Below are 18,477 nucleotides of genomic sequence, written 5' to 3' on the forward strand. Positions count from 1 at the left end.
CGGAGGCAGCCATGCAATCATCCCTGCCCATGGTTCCTCAGCAACACTCTCCGGATGCGGCACGCGCGGGATCATACGCAGCTTCGACTGTCGAACTGGGCGACCTGAAGCGCATCCTGGTGCGCCGCCGGTTCTGGATCTTCGGCACTGTCGCACTGCTGACGGTGGTCGCCCTTCTCTACGGTCTTTTCACGCCCGCGCTCTACAGCTCGGCGGCGGAAATCCTCATCGATCCGCAGGACCTGCAGGTGGTCACCAACGACGTCAATCCCAGCCGTATCTCGCCCGATGGCGGCATCACGCAGGTCGAGAGCCAGGTCAGCGTGGTCCAGTCGACAGGCGTGCTGATGCGGGCGATCGCGGCGACAAACCTGACGCAGGATCCGGAATTCAACGGGCAGGGCTTGCTGTCGCGCCTGCTCGGTTCGGCATCGGCCGAAGGCGACAGGTCGGTGCAGACACTCGACGCGCTGCGCCGGCGCCTGGCGGTCAAGCGGGCCGACAAGGTCCTGGTCCTCGACGTCATCGTCACCGCCAAGAGCGCCGACAAGGCCGCCCTCCTGGCCAACGCCATCGCGCAGGCCTACCTGGTCGATCAGGCGAGCGCGCGCGCGAAAATGGCCAGGGACGCCTCCGAGTCGATCACCGCCCGGCTGGACGAGCAGCGCAAACGCGTCCAGCAGGCCGAGAATGCCGTCGAGGCCTACAAGTCCGCCAACAACATGGTGATGGCGGCAGGCAACCTGGTCAGCGACCAGGAACTGACCGAGATCAACACGCAGCTTGCGGCGGCGCAGAGCCGCACCGCGGCGCTGAAGGCGCAGGTCGACCAGATGCGTCGGCAGAGCGGCACGGCGGACGCAACCTCGGAGGCGATGCGCTCGGCGGTGATCTCGAGCCTGCGGGCGCAAGAGGCGACGCTGGTCGACCAGGTCTCGCAGCTCGGCACGGAGCTGGGGCCGCGTCATCCTTCGCTGATCGCAGCCCAGCAGCAGCTGCGCGACACGCGCCAGCTGATCGCGCGCGAGCTCGGCCGCATCGCCACCGCCACCGAGACGGACTACGAACGGGCGCTGGCCAACCAGCAGGCGCTGGAAGCCAAGGTCGCCGGCATGAAGAGCAAGTCGCTCGACACCGACCAGGCCTCGGTGCGGCTGCGCGAATTGCAGCGCGATCTCGAGGCGCTGCGTTCCGTCTACTCGAACTATCTCCAGCGCGCCCAGGAGACGCGCGAGCAGATCAATGTCGACAGCACCAATGCGCGCATCATCTCCAATGCCATGCCCGCCTTGAAGAAAAGCTGGCCGCCTTTGCCGCTGCTGTTGCTGGGCGCGATATTCGGCGGCCTCGGGCTCGGCACCGGTCTGGCGCTGATCGCCGAATATTCCTCGCCGACGGTGCTTTCCAGCGCGCAGATGCAGTCGGCCATCGACGCGCCGGTGCTGGGCGTGGTGCCGGCAAATTCAGGCACTGGGTGGCGCTGGTGGCCTTTCGGCGCAAGTTCGGCCGCCGCCTCCAGCCAGAAGACCGACGCCGTTGTCGGCCTTGCGCTGAGGCGCATGTTCAGTTCGGGCCAGCGTCCGGCGGACTGGCCGCTGGTGTCTTCCATCCTGGTGACATCGTCGCCGGGCGAGGGCGCGCAGCGCAGCCGGGTGGCGCGGCTGCTGGCCAATGCCGCGGCGTCCAGGGGCAGCCGGGTGCTGTTCATCGATGCCAATGCCGGCGGCGGCGACCAGAAGGATCCGCAGCCGGGGATCCTCGATGTGCTGCGCGGCGAGTACGCCTTTGAGGCCGTCAGCCATTACGCCGCCGGCAGCAACGTTGCCGTGCTGGGCAGGGGCCGCTCAAAGGCGGTTTTCCAGGAAGCGCATGGCATCTATTTTGCGCAGCAGATGCTGGCCCGGGCCAGCCGGAGCTTCGAACTCGTCGTCATCGACGGCGGCGCGCTGGCCGACAATCTCAATGCCTCGCCGCTGGTTGCCATGGCCGACGAGATCGTACTCGTCGCCACGCTGAACGCCACCCCGATGCGCGACGTCACGACGACCGCGCAGGCGGTTTCCGTCATGGGGCGGTTGCCGACGGCCGCCTTGCTGGTCGACGAGGCCGCCTGATATGGCTGCCAGTTGGAGCGCAAGCGCTTCGAACCATGGTGCTGCCGCACCCCGCGCCGGCACGTCGCTCGATGCGCTGACGCGCTTCGGACTGATCGCGGCGGTAGCGGTGCTGTTCGGCATCTCGGGCGGCATGCTGTGGCTGGTCGGCTACAATTATGATGGCCTGTTCGGCAACCCGGCGACCAAGATCCACCCGTCCACCTATCTCATCGTCCTCTTGTTTGCCTGGCGCTCCTGTGCGTCAGGCAATCCGGTCGGCTATATCGTCCATCTCGCCGACAGGCGGCCGGCCAGCGCGCTGATGGCCGCCATATCGATCGTGCTTTTGTTCGTCGTCATCGCCAGGCAGCGGCCCGGCATGGCTGGCATGATCGATACGTTCGTGGCCGCGGCACTTCTGGTGCTGATGCTCAGCGAGGACGACGAACGGACATTCGCCGGGCTGCAGACCGTCGTTCACGTTGTCATGACGGCGAATGCGCTGCTTGCCCTTTTCGAGTTCGCCACCAAGACGCTTATCTTCCCCTACCGCCTCGACGGCGTGGCGTTTTCCACCGATCTGCGCTCGAGCGCTCTGCAGGGGCATCCGCTCGCCAATGCCATGGTGACGTCGATCTACGTGCTTGCGCTGCTCTCCGGTGCCAGATCCCTGTCGACGCCTGTGCGGATAGGGTTGATCGGCCTGCAATGCGCGGCACTTGTCGCGTTCGGCGGCCGTTCGGCGATGGTGATGACGATTGTGCTGGGCGGTTGCTACCTGCTTTCCAAGGGCATCAGCAAATTGCGCCGGGGACGAGTCAATCTCCTGGGTGCGGCACTCGGCTTCATGCTTGCCGCGCTGCTGCCGGTCGTCATCATCGTGGCGGCATATTATGGCTTTTTCGACGCGCTGCTGGAGCGCTTCGTGTCGGACAGCGGCAGCGCCAATGCCCGCGTCGAGATGTTCGAGCTCTTCAAGCACCTGGAATTACGCGATCTGATCGTGGGGCCGGATGTCGACCTGATCGACAGCCTGCGCCGCATCAACGGTCTCGAACAGGGCATCGAGAACCCGATTATCCGCACCGTCCTCTATCAGGGCGCCTTCTTCACCCTTTTGCTGACGTTCGGCTTCGTGCTGTTCCTGTTCGAGGTGGCGCGCCGCTGCCATCCCGGCATCTGGCTGCCGATGCTGGGCTGGGTCATTCTGATCAACACCTCGGAAAGCGTCGCGTCGAAGACGACGCTGCTGACCAAGTTCGTAGTGCTGGCGCTGGTGCTTTACCGGCCGACGCGGGCAGCGTTCAGGCCGGTCAGTCCGCCGGCATGGTCAGGCCAAGCGCCGCGATGATATCGGGGTCCAGTGCCCGGGTGGTGTCGTCCATCATGCCCATGCCATCGAAGAGATCCCACAGTGCCCAGGCGAAGCCGAGTTCCTCGGCGCTCCGCCTGACATCGGCGATGTAGCGCGCGCGATCCGGATTGGGTGCGGCGACATAGCGGGCGTCGGTGCGCAGCGCGCCGAACTCGCCCATGATGATGCGTTCCGGCGCAAGGCCGTGGCCGTCGGCCCAGTCGCGAACCTGGCGAAGATATTTGTCGACAAACCAGCGGTCGGGCCGGGCATCGAAATAGACTTTCAGCACACGCTCGGTCTCGGCATAGGCTGCCTGCTTGGCGTCTTCAGGGATTTCGGCGTCCTGCGCCATGCGCGCCCTGACCGATGCCAGCGTCTGTTCCAGCGAGCCGGCGGATGCCGGCCACGGCACATTGTTGAGCGACCGGTAGACGGGCTCGCGCATCCAGGGTGCCCCCTGATGGCTGAACAGATAGGGCTCATAGAAGTGGAAGGTGAACAGGATCGGCTCGAACGGGGACAGCGGTGCCGGATCGAGCGCGGTCAGTCCGCTCACCATCGAGCCGCAGCCGCCGGTGACGACCAGCGGCAGGGTCGCGGCCGATGCTCTTGCCGCCGTCAGAAGCGAAAGCTGGATCTGCGACCAGACGTTCGACGCGCAGGCCTGCGCCGGCTCGTTGACCGGCTCGAGCGCCACCCTGCCGGGCTGGAACCGCGCCAGCCTGCCGGCAAGCTCGCCGACCAGCCCGCGGTAGAGATCGAACGCGGGTGCGGCGGTGCTGGAGACCATGCGGTCGGGGTTCCAGTAATGGGTGGCGGCATTGGCCTGGATGTTGACGATGATGCCGAGACCGGCGTGGAGGGTGGCCGTGACGGCGGCATCCAGCATGTCCAGCAACCGGCCGCGCGTGATGGCGTCGGCGGCCAGGAAAGGGCCGGGATCAACAGGCAGTCGGATGAAATCGAGCCCGGTCCTGCGCAGCCGACGCAGGTCGTCCGGGGTCGGCACCGGCCGTTGCGACTGGAAGGGCGGCCAGTCATAGTCGGTGCGCGGAGCGGGAAATTCGCGTGTCAGCGAGAACCAGGGCCAGGCGTTGACGCCGCGCCGAAATCGCGGCCCGGCGGCTGCGCGAGCGATTGGTGCGACCGGGAGCCAGCCGAGAGCCGCCGCGGTGGACAGCGCCGTCCGCAGCACCCGCCGGCGCGACCAGCCTGTCATACGGTTCCTGGCGATGCATGATCCATCGCGGTGGTCTTGGCGGCGGTCATGCCGAGCAAATGATAGGCCTCATTTTCATAGGCAAGCAGGACATCGTCCCAGCGAAAGGCTTCGCGGGCGCGCGCCCTGGCGGCAACGCCGCAGGCCTTGACCAAGGCGTCATCGTCCAGCGCCTGCTGCATCCGCTTGGCGCAACTGTCCTTGTCGGTGAAGTAGATCGCCGCAGCGCCGGCGGTCCATCTGTTGTAGGGATTGTCGTGGGCGATCACCATGTTGCCGGCCGCCAGCGCCTCGACCAGCGAGGGGTTGGTGCCGCCGACCGTGTGGCCATGCAGATAGGCGCGGGCGTGGTATCTGAGCGCCTTGACCGTCGCCTGGTCGTAAATGGCGCCCGGCAGGACCACCGAGCCATTCGCCGCCTTGCGGATGGCGGCATGATAGGGGATGTCGTCGGACAGCGTTCCCAGCACCACCAGCTTCATGTCGCGCTTGGCGGAGCAAAAAGCTTCGACGATCGGCAGGATGTTGTTGTCGGGTTCGATGCGCGCGATCGAGACCAGATAGCGCCCGGGCTCGAGGCCGAGCGCCCGGACCGGCGCCTCGGGCGCTGATGTCACCGGATCGGCGCCATAGGCAATGGTGGCGATGGCGCTGCGCGGCCGGCGCGTCGCCAGGTGATCTGCGATGGCGGGATGATCGGCGACCAGCCGATGCGAGGCCCATGCGCCGATCCATTCGTTGAGCCAGAACCAGGTTCGCGCCGCCATTCCCCATTTGGGGCGGCGCCACTCGATGCCGTCCATGTTGGTGAAGATCTTGCGTCGCTTCAGCCTGAGCCAGGTCAGGAAGACCGCGCCATTGTAGCCGAGCACCAGGCAAACGCCCGGTCGCCGGGCGGCGTCGCGGGCGCATTGCCAGTCGAATTCCAGCGTCGCGCGCGGTCCCTTGGAGGCGACCTGGATGTGAATGAGCTCGATGCCGCGCCAGGTTTCGCTGCGCACCCTCTGGTCGATCCGCTCGACTTCATCCTGGCAGTAGACGCCGACCTTCCAACCGCGCCCGACAAGAAACAGCGCCAGTTTTTCGGCAAAGGTTTCAAAGCCGCCATGGGCCGCGGGTATGCCGCGGGTCCCCAGGATCAGAATGGCGGGCGTTTCTGGTTTCATGGCCGGCGGCACTTTCACATGTCTCATATATTAGATATTGCTTAATTTATAATGAGCAGGTGGCAACTTCCGTGCCACCTCCCGATTTAGGTATCCTGCGAGGGATCATCGCGCGGGGTTGTAAAAAAACGGTGTTGAAGCCGATGGTTGTTTCATTCTCGGTCAACCCTTCTGTGCGTAGCTGTATCGAAACGAAGCAATGCCTGGGGCGTACGGCCGGCAGTCGGGCGTATCGAACCAGGCATGATTCTTGCGGACGGACTTCTGCCACAATCGCCCAGCGCGATGGTTGTAGCACCCGGCGGGATATAAAGATGCGGATTGCCTGCGTTCATCAGGGTTATGAACTCTATGGTTCTGACCGCAGCTTCGCGGAGAGCGTTGCCGCGTTGCGCGCCGCGTTTCCGTCTGCCGACATCGAAGTGGTTTTACCGCGTAGCGGGCCGATCGTGCGGATCCTGGAAGCGCATGCCAGCCGGATCGTCTTCGAACCGCTGTGGGTGCTGAGGCGCCAGGCCATTGCGCGCCTTGCGACCGTCGAGATGGCGCGATTGCCGGTTGCCGTGTTCAGGGCGTGGCGGCGCCTCAAGGAATGCGACCTCGTTTATGTCAACACCTCGATCGTGGCCGACTACGCGCTGGCCGCACGCCTTCTTCCCCAAAAGGCCGTCCTGCACATCCACGAAATCCCCGAAGGCGCCATGCGCAGGATACTCGTCGGCCTGATGCGCTGGAGCCATGCCGATCTGATCTTCAACTCGCGCGCGACGCGCGCCGCTTTCGGCGATCCCATAACCGCGCGCACGCATGTCGTCTACAACGGCGTTGCCGGGCCGGCGGCCGTCGAACCGACCACCTATGACGGCAAGCGCCCATTGCGGGTGCTGCTGCTTGGCCGTATCAACCGGATCAAGGGGCAGGAAATCCTGCTGGAGGCGATCGCCGCGATGCCGGCGGAACTCCAGGCGAGGATCGAGGTGCGGCTGGTCGGCGGCGCCTTCGAAAGCACCGAGCGCGAGCGTGCTTTGGCCGAACTGGTCGAGACGATGGGTCTCACCGGGCGCGTCAATGTCTTGCCCTTCGTGCCTGACCCTTCGGAGCACTACCGCTGGGCCGACATCGTCACCGTGCCGTCCCGGCGTCCCGAGTCGCTGGGCCGCGTCGCCATCGAGGCGATGGCCTATGGCCGGCCGCCGCTTGTGTCGGCGATCGGCGGGCTGGTGGAAGTGGTCAGCGACGGGGAGACCGGCTGGCATGTTCCGCCCGGCGACGCAGCAGCTCTTGGCGCGAAATTGCAGGAGATCATCCTCGCCCCTGAGGCCTGGCGCGGGTTTGTCGCTGCCGGGCGCGCGCGCTACGAGGCAATCTTCAGCGAGCCGGTCGCGGCCGCGGCGATCACCGCGATCGCCGCCGACAAGCTGAAGACGACCATCGCGCGGCCGGGCAGGGTGCCTGCTGCCCGCGAAGCGGAGACGCGGCCGTGAAGCTAGCGTTTCCGAGCCATCTGGTTCGACGCCTCGTGCTGATGATCGGCGGCGAGGCGATGCAGAGCGGCTTTCATTTTGCCCTCAACATCATGCTGTTGCACATGCTGTCGGCGCAGGGCTACGGCCTCTTCGCCATCGGCATGGTGATGGGCGGTGTCGGCCTGTCCTATATCAGGTCGCTCACCGCCGTTCCCGCCAGCATCTGGATGAGCAAGAGCACCAACAGCGCCGGCGTCGATACCTATGACGTGGCGTTCGGAACGGCGGCGCTGATCGTGGCGTTGCTGATGGCCGTCGGCACGGCAGTCCTGATGCATGTCCTTGGCGATCCAAGCGGAATTGCCGCCGGCTGCTTCGTCGGTGCCTGGTCGTTGCGCAGCCATATGCGCACGGCTTTCTTCGCACGGCGCCAGCAGGTTGTCGTCTCCGTCAGCGATGGCGCGTTTACAGTCGCCGGCTGTGTCCTGACCGGGCTGTCGATCTGGTTGGTCCAAGACCCGCTGCAGACCGTGTTCTATGCACTAGCCGCGGCAAATGTATTCGGCATTTTCGTCCTGGTCCGGCTGGCGCGGCGCTCGCTTCGCATCAGCTTCCGCATGCCGACGCGGCGACGCTATGTCAGACTGTGGCCCCAGCTGCGCTGGTCGGCATTCAGCGCGACCACCACCAACATCCAGGGTCAATGTCTGGCGCTGCTGGTCGCCGGCATTGCCGGTCCTGCCGCCTACGCACCGCTGGCGGCGGTTCTGGTGCTGTTTGCCCCGCTGCGCATCATCAGCCTTGCTTTCGTCAACATGACGCAGCCGGATCTCGCCAGGCTGATGCGGAACAATGAAACAGGCCGTGTCTGGACGCAGGCCAAGATCTGGGCGCTCGTCATGGGGTTTGGCGGCCTTGCATATGGATGCGCCATCATGTTCGTCCTGCCGATGATAAAATCCCAGGCTCTCCAGGACGCTTCGACCTGGTTCATCGGACTTTTCGTGATCGCGAATTTTGTCCCGATCATGCTCTATATCATGCCCCGTATCGTGCTTGAGATACTCGGCGATTTTCGGATCGTCGCGTTCACCACGACGGGCGGCGCGGTCGTCGGGCTGGCACTGATCGCGGCCCTGCTGGCAATCGCGTCTCCGCCGTGGGCGTTGTTGGGTTCCGCCGTCTCGGAGATGTTCGTGCTCGTGGCGTCATGGTATTTCGCGCATCACCGCATGTGGAATATCGAGCATCCCGACGAGGCGCGCGACAGCCGGTTGGGCGCGTGGCGGCGCACGCTGTCGTTCGCCACGGCAAAGCGATAGGAAAAAACATGGCAGTCCAGGCGGTGCAAATTGCTGCGGTGACCGGCTCGCCCGATGGCCAGTCCTCCCATCCGGCCATCGTCGTCGCCAACGATGCATACACGGCGCGGCTCCACACCAGCCTGGAAGCGGCCAGGCCGCTCTGGCTGCGCCTCCAGGCGGACGGTGTGTGCACCGCCCACCAGAATTATGCCTGGGCCGAGGGGATCGTAGCGCGGCTGATGCCTGAAGGTGCCGAACTGCTCATCGTGGAGGTAAACGACGCCGTGACGGGCGTGCCGCGAATGCTGGTGCCGTTGATACGGCGACCGGCTTTCCGCCATCGGGTGATCGAGTGGCTGAGCTGTGGCGTTTGCGACTATTCGGCACCGTTGCTGGCCGATGCGAGCCCGTGGACGACGCAGTCGGCGCAGGCCGCGTGGGCCGCGGTGCGCTCCGTGCTGCCGCCGGCGGACCGTATCCAGATCAGGGGAATTCCGCAATCGATCAGCGGTGTCGCCAATCCGCTGGCCCTGCTGGCGGCCACGCGCGATTCCCTGCATACCAGCTTCGGCCTCGCCATCGACGGCGATCCGGAAACCGTCCTCAAGCGCCTATGCCGGCCATCCTTCGTCAAGGCTTTCAACAAGGACTGGCGTCGCCTCGAACGGCTTGGCGGCGTGGAACTGGTCGAAGCCAACACGCCGGCCCTGGTGGAGGTCATCTTCGCCGGCCTGGTCCGGATGCGGCTCAGCCGCTTTCGCGAACTGGGCCGCTTCGACCTGCTGACGCAGGCGGCGGTTGTCGATTTCTATCGAAACGCTGCTCTCGAGGGCCTGTCGGATGGGTCGGTGCGGCTCTTCGGGTTGCGTGTGGGTGAAGCTCTTATCGCGGTCCAATACCTGCTGATCCATCAAGTCACCGTTCATGCTCTGCTGATCTCAATCGATCAGGGCGCGGTGCCCAATGTCTCGCCGGGACTTCTGATCATGGGCAAGTTGATGAACTGGGCGCGCGGGCGCGATTTCAATTATTTCGACCTGTCGGTAGGCAACCAGAGTTATAAGGAACATATGGGTGCCTTGGGTTCGGGTCTGCGCGAGCTTTGCCACGGGATTACGGTGCGAGGCAGCGCCGTGAGCGCAGCCATCGAGATCCGCAACCGGGCCGAGGTGTTCGTGCGCTCCAAACCTCGGCTGCTGAAGAGGCTCCAGGGACTGATGCGGGGTTTGCGGCGCCTGCGCGGGGGATCAGAATGACGGGAGAAGCATGTGGCAAGCTACGCGGCGGGAACGACTCCGATAAAGGATTTGCCCGGTGGGCCGGTTTCCCCGACTGTCGCCAACGTTGATGCAACCCCGCACTTCACGGCTCGGCTGCACACCAGCTTCGACACCGTAAGGCTGCTATGGCTGCTCCTTGAAGCTCACGGCGTCTGCACTGCCCACCAGCATTATGCCTGGGTCGAAGGAATCGCCGCACGGCTGATGCCCAAAGACGCGGATCTGATCCTCGTCGAGGTGAGTGACGCAGTGACCGGCGCGCCGGCCATGCTGTTGCCGCTGATGCGGCGCCGGGCCTTCGGCCACCACGTGATCGAATGGCTGAGCTGTCGCGTGTGCGACTACTCAGTGCCGCTGCTGGCGGATGGGATAGAGTGGACCAGGCAGAGTGCCGACGCCATGTGGGCGGCGGTCCGTGCCGTGCTGCCACCGGCGGATCGCATCCATATCGCGGGAATTCCGCAGCAGGTCCACGGCGTGGCCAATCCGCTGGCATTGCTTTCGGTGGCGCGGGACTCCATCCAGGTCAGCTCCGGCCTCGTCCTGCATGGCGATCCGGAGACGCTCATCAAGCGGATCTGCAAGCCGTCCTTCGCCAAGGCCTTCCGCAAGCATTGTCGCGGCTTCGAACAGCTTGGTGGCCTCGCTCTGATCGAGGCCGACACGCCTGATCTGACCGAGGAGCTCCTGGATGCGCTGTTGGAACTGCGGCTCAAGCGTTTTCGTGAGCTCGGGCGTTTCGACCTCCTGACGCAGGCGCCGGTCGTCGATTTTTACCGCGCCGCGGCGCTGCAAGGTCTGTCCAATGGATCGGTGCGGCTCTTCGGACTACGCGTCGGTGAAGCCTGGCTCGCCTCCATCTATGTGCTGGTCAGAAAAGGCACACTTCACGCCCTCCTGCTCGGCATCGACCAGAATGCGGTCGCCAATGTCTCACCCGGCCTGACGACGATGGGCAAGCTGATGATGTGGGGATGCGAGCGGGGCTTCGACTATTTCGACCTGTCGGTCGGCGGCCAGGGCTACAAGCAACATATCGGTGCCTCGAGCTCGGTACTGGCCGAGATCTGCGAACCGGTGACGGTGCGGGGCAGGGCTGCGAACGCAGCCATTTTGCTGCGCAGCCGGGTCGAAGGCATGACGCGGTCGCGTCCCCGGCTGCTCAAGGCCGTCCAGGGCCTGACGCGCCGCTTGCGGCGATTGAAGGACTGAGGACGAGCGTTTGCCGGTCCTGCGATGCAGAGCACCAAGGCCGGGCAGGCAAGCTTGTTGACAGGGTCGGTTAACTCTATATCTGAAAGCGCGGCTTGACGTTCAGAAATGAGTGTCACGGGCGGATTTTTTTAAGTTGGCGTTTTCGGCAGATCATCTCGATGAATGCAAGTTTAGGAGATGGGATACGTTCCATCCTCATTATCCAAACGAAGTACATTGGAGATGTCGTTCTGACATCTGCTTTGGTTCGCAATCTACGTCTTTCTTATCCACAAGCATCGGTGACCATGCTTTGTGCGCCGGGTCTCAAGGAGTTCATCGTCGCGCAAGGGATCGCCGATGTTGCCGTTGGCTTTGAATCCCGTGGCAGAGGAAGGACTCTGCGCAAGCGTTTGAGCGACTATCGTGGCGTCATCTCTGATCTGCGGCGTCGAAGATTTGATCTTAGCATCGACCTTACCGATTCAAAAACCTCGCGGATCATGCATCGTTTGATCGGCGCTCCACTTCGCGTCGGCTTCGATCCTTCCGAGCATCCGATGAAGTTCTGGGAAATCCAGCTTGCAAACGTTCTCGCCGCGACCTTCGGAGATGGCGGACCGCATTATCTCTACAGGAACCTGTCTCCTCTCCGCGCCCTTGGGCTGGATTGTGAGGATCCAACACCTCGGCTGCAGCCGACCAGTACTGCCCAGGAAGAGTGTGCCAGGCTTCTTGCGGAAAACGCTTTGGCGAAGAAGTCGTACGTGGCAGTGCATGCCGGCGCGAGGTTCGAAGGACGTTGTTGGCCGCCGCAACATTTTGCTGCGGTCATCGACGAAGTATACGCCAAAACCGGGCTGCGATCCCTCCTTGTTGGCGGGCCGGATGAAGGGCTTGCCGCGCAAAGGATCCTTGAAGTGGCAGCATCGCCGGTCGCAAGTGTCGTCGGAAAAGCCTCGCTTGAGGTCCTGACGGCATTGTTGGCCGAAGCGTCGATCTTTCTTGGCAATGAGAGCGGCCCGATGCACATCGCGGCCTCTGTCGGAACTCCAGCGGTGGGGCTGTACGGTCTGACGTCGCCAGAGCAATGGGGCCCGTTCGGTGTTCCCAACCGGACGCTCCAGCCGCCCATGCCTTGCCCATGCATCGCTCCAGGTGTGTGTAAAGAAAACAACGCCGGTGGGGTCTATTGCGTCCAGCGGCTCCAGGTTGCCGATGTTGCGGCGGTGACACTCGATCTCATCGGCACGGAAGTTCAAAAATCTGCTCATTCGGGCATGCCGGCCGCGTAGCAGGGCGGCAGCGACGGGCGATTGTTTGGCGGCGCGCTTCACGTCTTGATTCAGGCCGAGGCTCAAACATCTTCAAAAGATTGGCAAATTTGACCGGGCCGCATCCTGCGCTGTCCGCGAAATTGACAGGACGGCGCGTCTCCGCCATCCTTGACCCCAGTCGTCAGGCTGCCGGCAGCGGCCGCGTTGTGTGTCTGGGGCGACCGAGGGCAGTGTCATGTTCAGTCCCGTCACAGGTCAGAATTCCAAGCGCGCCGCGGTGCGCAAGGCGCTCGATCGTCACAAGGTCTACATCACCGCGCAGCGTTTTTCGGCAGGCACCTACCAGGCCCGGGTTCTGGTCGACGGCGAGGCCTATTGGGTCGACGAATTCCGGCTGAGCCAGCTGCAGCAAGGACTGTCGCCGGCGGAGCTCGAGTTGACGCCGGCTGCTGACGATTGAGCGCGCCTGGCTTGTTCCTGGCCTCCGTGCTTCGACCTTTGCCATGACCACCCCGCCAAAGCTCCAATCCTACCGCGCGAGGCGAGAATTTTCCAAAACGCCGGAACCGGCAGGCGGTCTCATCACGGATGAAGGCAACCGCTTCGTCGTGCACAAGCACCACGCCACCGCAGACCATTATGATCTGCGCCTACAGGTCGGCGATGTCTTGAAAAGCTGGGCGGTGCCGCGCGGCCCTTCGCTCAATCCGGCCGACAAAAGACTGGCGGTCGAGACCGAGGATCATCCGCTCGAATATATCGACTTCGAGGGTGTCATTCCCGAAGGCGAGTATGGCGGCGGGCCGATGATCGTCTGGGATACCGGCAGCTGGGCGCCGATGGACGATGTCGAAAAGAGTTTGCGCACCGGCGCCTTCAAGTTCCGGCTGGCCGGCGACAAGCTCAATGGCGGCTGGATGCTGACCCGGCTGAAGCCGAAACCCGGCGAAGACGAAAACAAGAAGAACTGGCTGCTGTTCAAGGAGCGCGACCTCGCCGCCGACACCGCGCTTGACATCCTCACGGGCCGGCCGGAAAGCGTCAAATCCGGATTGCGCATCGAGGAGCTGGCGGCGCCGGCGAAGCCAGCCGCCAAACCCGCGCCCAGACAGGGATCGCTGAAGCCCGGCACGCTGCCGGGTGCGTTCAAGGCCCCCATGCTTGCCCGTATCGAGCCGCAACTGGCGACGCAGGTGCCAAAACCACCGGATGGCGAGGACACCCAACAGGTCTGGCTGCACGAAATCAAATTCGACGGCTACCGCACCATGGCGCATCTTACTGAGGGCGCGGTCAAGCTGATCACCCGTGGCGGCATCGACTGGACGAAGCGCTATGGCGACCTGCCGCATGCGTTCGCCAAACTGCCGTGCCGCGACGCCATCGTCGACGGCGAGATCGTGGTGCTCGATGCCAAGGGCATCAGCCGTTTCGCGCTGCTGCAGGATGCGCTGGCGCAGGGCGCCGGCAGCATGCTCCATTTCTACGCCTTCGATCTTCTCCATCTCGACGGCTGGGACCTGACCAAGGCGCCGCTGGTCCGGCGCAAGGCGCTGCTGGCGCAGATGCTGTCGGGCCTCGGCGCCAATTCCGCCATCCAGTTCTCCGACCATGTCGAGGGCTCGGGGCAGGGGCTCTACGACCAGGCGGCGGAACTGGGGCTGGAGGGTGTCGTCTCCAAGCGCGCCACGGCCATCTATCAGAGCGGCCGAAGCAAAAGCTGGACCAAGACCAAGGCGTTGCTGTCGGACGACTTCGTCATCGCAGGCTTCACCATCTCCGATGCGGCCGAAGGGCTGGCGGCGCTCGGCATGGCAGAGTTTGAGGATGGTGAATTGCATTATCGCGGCAAGGTCGGCACTGGTTTCGATGCCGCCACCGCCGGTGAGTTGCTCGCCAGGCTGGAGCCGCTGCGGGAAGGCGCCACCGCGCCCGAGGGCGTCCCGCGCGAAATAATGCGCGAGATGAACTGGGTGCGCCCGCTGCTGTCGGCGCGCATCCATTACGCCAACCGCACATCGGACAACGCACTGCGCCACGGCGTCTTCCGCGGTTTGAGAGATGTCGGCCTGTCGACGCCGGTCTCGTCCAAACGCAAGCGGCTGATCGCCGAGGCCGACCTTGCCACCATCTGGGTGACCAATCCGACGCGCCGGCTGTTCGGCAAGACCGGCCCGACCAAGCTCGACATCGCCGTCTATTATGCGCTGGTCGGCGATTTCATGCTGCCGCACATTCTCGGCCGGCCGGTGTCGCTGGTGCGCTGCCCGACCGGCCTGCCGAAGGATTGCTTCTTCCAGCGCCACGCCTTCACCGGCATGCCGCCCTCGGTGGTGACATTCGAGGCGACAAATTCCGAGGGCGAGACCAAATCCTATCTCTCGGTCGAAGGCGCGAAAGGGTATCTGGCGCTGGCGCAGTTCGGCGTCGTCGAGTTCCATACCTGGGGCACTCACCGCACCAGCCTCGACAGACCCGACCAGATCGTCCTCGACCTCGATCCGGGAGAAGGGATCACCTGGCGCGAGGTGGTCGAGGCCGCGGTGCACATCAAGGACGAATTGGAGCGCCTGGGGCTGGTGCCGTTCGCCAAGACCTCCGGCGGCAACGGCATCCACATCACCGTGCCGGTGACGGGCAAGCAGAACTGGAAGAAACTGCACCAGGCGACCAGCGCCATCGCCACGCATCTGGCGACAACGGCGCCGGACACATTCACCACCACCATGGGCAAGGACAACCGCAAGAAGCGCATCTTCATCGACTACCACCGCAATGCGCGCGGCCACACCTCCGCGGCACCTTACTCGCTGCGCGCCCGCACCAATCTGCCGGCCTCTACCCCGGTGAGCTGGAGCGACCTCGAATCCATCGATGCGCCGCAGGATCTGAACTATTCCTCCCTGCCGGGGCTGCTGGCGACGTCGGGTGATCCGTGGGCCGAGATCGACGAGTTCGCGCGGGATCTGCCAGTGTTCGAGGGGACGGGGAAGTAGTCGCGAGATGAGGGCGCAGTCCCGCCAGCGTCTCAATTCCAAGTCCATCGACGCTTCCGACAATTTGAATTATTCTCTCCGCCACGACCTCAAAGACGTACCGGAAGATTTCGTCAGGGATTTGCCTGTATCGTGTGGGGTCGGTGTAGGATTTCCTCAGCGCCAATCGTCCTTCGGACGAAAAGCGCTGCAGCAAATGTCAGTGCATGGCCGCGTAGGAGTGTTTCATGGCGCCCAGGGCAAGTTGGAAAGGTTACCTCAAACTCAGCCTCGTGAGCTGTCCGGTGCGGCTATATCCCGCCACCAGCGCCAGCGAGCGCATCAGCTTCAACCAGTTGCACAAGAAGACCCATAACCGCATCAACATGAAACCGGTCGACCCCGAATTGGGGCTCGTCGAGCGTGCTGATCTGGTCAAGGGCTACGAATACGAGGACAAGCAGTACATCATCATCGATGATGCCGACCTCGATGCGGTGCGCATCGAATCCAATCACACGATGAACATCGAGGCCTTCGTCGACGAGGACGAGGTCGACGTCATCTATCAGGATGCGCCCTACTACATGGCGCCCGACGGTGCGATGGCGGAAGAGACCTTTGCCGTGCTGCGCGAAGCGATGCGCAAATCCGGCAAGCTGGCGATCGCCCGCCTGGTGCTGTCCAGCCGCGAGCGCGTGGTGACGATCGGCGCGCGCGAGAACGGCATGTTCGTGTGCACCTTGAGGAACCCGAACGAAGTGCGCGGGACGGCTGAATATTTCGGCAACATCCCGGCTGGCAAGCCCGACCCCGAAATGCTGCAGCTCGCCGAAGCGCTGATCAAGCAGAAGGAAACCACCTTCGATCCGAAGAATTATGAGGACCGCTACGAGGCGGCACTCATGACGATGATCCGCGAGAAGCTGAAAGGCCACAAGCCGATCATCGCGGCGGCACCCGAGCGCGGCAATGTCATCAACCTGATGGATGCGCTGAAGGCGAGCCTGTCGCAATCGAAGCCGCCGGCCAAATCGAAGAGCAAGGCCGACGAGGTTGCCAAGCCCGCCGCGAAGAAGGCGGCAGCGGGTGGTGCTGCTGAAAATCCGTTGAAGGCCAATCTGCTGAAGGCGGTCGGCAAGAGCAAGAAATGACGGCACCGGCCGGCGCTGTTTTCGGCACGATAGGCGCACTGGCGGCTTTTCCGCTCAGGCTGGCTGCGCGGGAAGTGGAACGCCGGCACGGCCAGCTGCGGCGCGGTATCACCAGGCGCACCACGCATGTCGTCTTCGGCCGGACACTTCTCGCCAGGGCAGGCCTCGTCAAAAACGGCGATGCCGGGATCGAGCGCAGTGTCGCCGCCGAGCGCGCGGCCGGTCGAACGCTGATCAGCGAGAACGGATTCCTGCGCCTTCTCGGACTGATGAAGACACCGGAGGCGTCTTCGCTGTCGCGGCAATCGCTGATCGATCAGTCGCGGCTATCAGGCTCCGACCTCGATTTTTTGTCGCTGTTCGATGCGTTCGAGCATGACACAGAACCTTATTCCTTCCGCGACCTGATCCTGGCGCGCAAATATGCCGGGCTCATCGCCGGCGGCGCGACATGGGCGGCGATCGCGCGCTCCGTCCACCGCTCCGGCCCGGTGGCGTCGCTGACCGCCAAGTCGCTCAATGTCGGCTCGCAGCATGGGCGCGCCGACGCGATCTATCTCGAAGGCGGCCAGAGCGAACTCGATGGGCAGTTGCTGTTCGATCTCGGAACAGCCGGGGCAGAGGGTGACGACACGCTGGAGGAGCTGTTCGCCGAGGCGGAAGCGGCGGAGGAGCAGGGCGACCATGATGGGGCCGCCGCGCTCTACCAGCGCTGTCTCGCCATCGATCCGAGCGATGCGATTGCCGCCTTCAACCGCGCCAACTGCCTGCGCGCCGGCGGCCACGCGGTGGACGCCGCTCATGACTATATCAATGCGATAAAACTCGACCCGGCCTTCGTCGAGGCGTGGTTCAACCTGGCCGGACTGATGAGCGAGCAAGGTCGCGAAGCCTCGGCGCGAAGGCACCTGCAGAAAGCGATCACGCTCGACAAGACCTATGCCGATCCGGTGTTCAACCTCGCCCGACTGGAATTCGACGCCGGCAATCTGCCGGAGGCGCGGCGGCTGTGGGTGCGCTATCTCGAACTCGACGCGGATTCGGAATGGGCGCGGGTTGCAGCCAAGGGCGTGCAGTTCGTGGATCTGCAGCTGGCGCGGACGGCGGGGTGAGCATGATTGGCAAAGGCCGCGATGACAGCCAATCTCCCCCCTTGCGGGGGAGATGTCCGGCAAGACAGAGGGGGGCGCTGTCCCGCCAACAGATCGGCCAATTTTGGCGCGTGTTCTCGCACGCAAGCATGACCGAAGGCTGGCATTCCTTCACGCCCCCCTCTGCCCTGCCGGGCATCTCCCCCACGAGGGGGGAGATCAGCAGCGTCGCCGTCGCGCCGGACATCACAGCATGACCCACTTCCTCTTCGACGGTCCCGACACCGCGCCCACCACCATCCTGCTTGCCCATGGTGCGGGCGCGTCGATGGATTCGCCTTCGATGACCGCCACCGCCAAGGCGCTGGCCGCGGCCGGCTTACAGGTCGCGCGCTTTGAATTCCACTACATGGCTGCCCGCCGCTACGGCCACCGCAAACCGCCGCCGCGGGCCGAGACGGTGAATCCGGAATATATCAAGGCGACAGCCGACCTCAGGGCAAAGGGCGTGACGGGACCGCTGATCATCGGCGGCAAGTCGATGGGTGGGCGCGTCGCCTCCATGGTCGCCGACGAGATGTTTGCCAAGGGGGAGATTTCAGGGCTGGTCTGCCTCGGCTATCCCTTCCATCCGCCGGCCAAGCCCGAGCAATTGCGCACCAAACACCTTGCCGATCTGAAGACGCCGACGCTGATCTTCCAGGGTACCCGCGACGAGTTCGGCACCAGGGACGAGGTTGCGACTTATGACCTTTCCGATCGCATCGAGGTGATCTGGCTGGAGGATGGCGACCATGATCTCAAGCCACGCAAGAGCATCTCGGGATTTTCGGCGGCCGACCATCTGAAGACGCTGGCCGAGACGGTCAAGGCGTGGTCGGGTCGGATCGCTTCCTGA

At 64.1% G+C, this 18,477-nt stretch carries 14 protein-coding genes; 12 read left to right on the forward strand and 2 right to left on the reverse strand.

The features are described from left to right. Positions 1–11: 11 nt before the first annotated feature. A complete protein-coding gene (locus EOB80_RS02730; RefSeq protein WP_127326573.1) occupies positions 12–2,114 on the forward strand; it encodes an exopolysaccharide transport family protein in 2,103 nt (700 codons plus the stop codon). Position 2,115: 1 nt separating this feature from the next. Beyond that, a complete protein-coding gene (locus EOB80_RS02735; RefSeq protein WP_127326574.1) occupies positions 2,116–3,447 on the forward strand; it encodes a VpsF family polysaccharide biosynthesis protein in 1,332 nt (443 codons plus the stop codon). On the opposite strand, the gene EOB80_RS02740 is transcribed toward EOB80_RS02735, so the two are convergent. Next, a complete protein-coding gene (locus EOB80_RS02740) occupies positions 3,410–4,672 on the reverse strand; it encodes a cellulase family glycosylhydrolase (RefSeq protein WP_127326575.1) in 1,263 nt (420 codons plus the stop codon). The two genes, EOB80_RS02735 and EOB80_RS02740, sit on opposite strands and share 38 nt — an antisense overlap. Then, complete coding sequence (locus tag EOB80_RS02745; protein WP_164762487.1) at positions 4,669–5,838, reverse strand: DUF1972 domain-containing protein; 1,170 nt, start codon at positions 5,836–5,838, stop codon at positions 4,669–4,671. The genes EOB80_RS02740 and EOB80_RS02745 overlap by 4 nt, the downstream gene beginning before the upstream one ends. Positions 5,839–6,152: 314 nt before the next feature. Here EOB80_RS02745 and EOB80_RS02750 point away from each other — a divergent pair, with 314 nt between their 5' ends. From EOB80_RS02750 to EOB80_RS02795, 10 genes are all read left to right on the forward strand, one after another. Next, positions 6,153–7,322 (forward strand): glycosyltransferase, encoded by a 1,170-nt coding sequence (locus EOB80_RS02750; RefSeq protein ID WP_127326577.1) that lies wholly within the window; start codon positions 6,153–6,155, stop codon positions 7,320–7,322. After that, complete coding sequence (locus tag EOB80_RS02755; RefSeq protein WP_127326578.1) at positions 7,319–8,626, forward strand: hypothetical protein; 1,308 nt, start codon at positions 7,319–7,321, stop codon at positions 8,624–8,626. The genes EOB80_RS02750 and EOB80_RS02755 overlap by 4 nt, the downstream gene beginning before the upstream one ends. Before the next feature lie 8 nt (positions 8,627–8,634). Continuing rightward, positions 8,635–9,864 (forward strand): GNAT family N-acetyltransferase, encoded by a 1,230-nt coding sequence (locus EOB80_RS02760; protein WP_127326579.1) that lies wholly within the window; start codon positions 8,635–8,637, stop codon positions 9,862–9,864. 12 nt (positions 9,865–9,876) lie between these two features. Continuing rightward, positions 9,877–11,100 (forward strand): GNAT family N-acetyltransferase, encoded by a 1,224-nt coding sequence (locus EOB80_RS02765; protein WP_127326580.1) that lies wholly within the window; start codon positions 9,877–9,879, stop codon positions 11,098–11,100. A gap of 95 nt (positions 11,101–11,195) precedes the next feature. After that, entirely contained in the window at positions 11,196–12,377 is a 1,182-nt protein-coding gene (locus EOB80_RS02770; protein ID WP_348629489.1) for a glycosyltransferase family 9 protein, read from the forward strand. A gap of 217 nt (positions 12,378–12,594) precedes the next feature. Further along, positions 12,595–12,819, forward strand: coding sequence for a hypothetical protein (locus EOB80_RS02775; RefSeq protein ID WP_023813316.1), 225 nt, complete (start codon positions 12,595–12,597; stop codon positions 12,817–12,819). 43 nt (positions 12,820–12,862) lie between these two features. Continuing rightward, a complete protein-coding gene (gene ligD / locus EOB80_RS02780) occupies positions 12,863–15,355 on the forward strand; it encodes a DNA ligase D (RefSeq protein ID WP_127326581.1) in 2,493 nt (830 codons plus the stop codon). 227 nt (positions 15,356–15,582) lie between these two features. Next, positions 15,583–16,488 (forward strand): Ku protein, encoded by a 906-nt coding sequence (locus tag EOB80_RS02785; protein ID WP_024501732.1) that lies wholly within the window; start codon positions 15,583–15,585, stop codon positions 16,486–16,488. Next, positions 16,485–17,600 carry a tetratricopeptide repeat protein gene (locus EOB80_RS02790; protein WP_127326582.1) on the forward strand — a complete coding sequence of 372 codons (1,116 nt, stop codon included), beginning with the start codon at positions 16,485–16,487 and terminating at the stop codon, positions 17,598–17,600. The genes EOB80_RS02785 and EOB80_RS02790 overlap by 4 nt, the downstream gene beginning before the upstream one ends. Positions 17,601–17,832: 232 nt before the next feature. Continuing rightward, positions 17,833–18,477, forward strand: coding sequence for an alpha/beta fold hydrolase (locus EOB80_RS02795; protein WP_127317991.1), 645 nt, complete (start codon positions 17,833–17,835; stop codon positions 18,475–18,477).

Origin of the sequence: Mesorhizobium sp. M7A.F.Ca.MR.245.00.0.0, from assembly GCF_003997415.1 — a bacterium.
Taxonomy (GTDB): Bacteria; Pseudomonadota; Alphaproteobacteria; order Rhizobiales; family Rhizobiaceae; genus Mesorhizobium.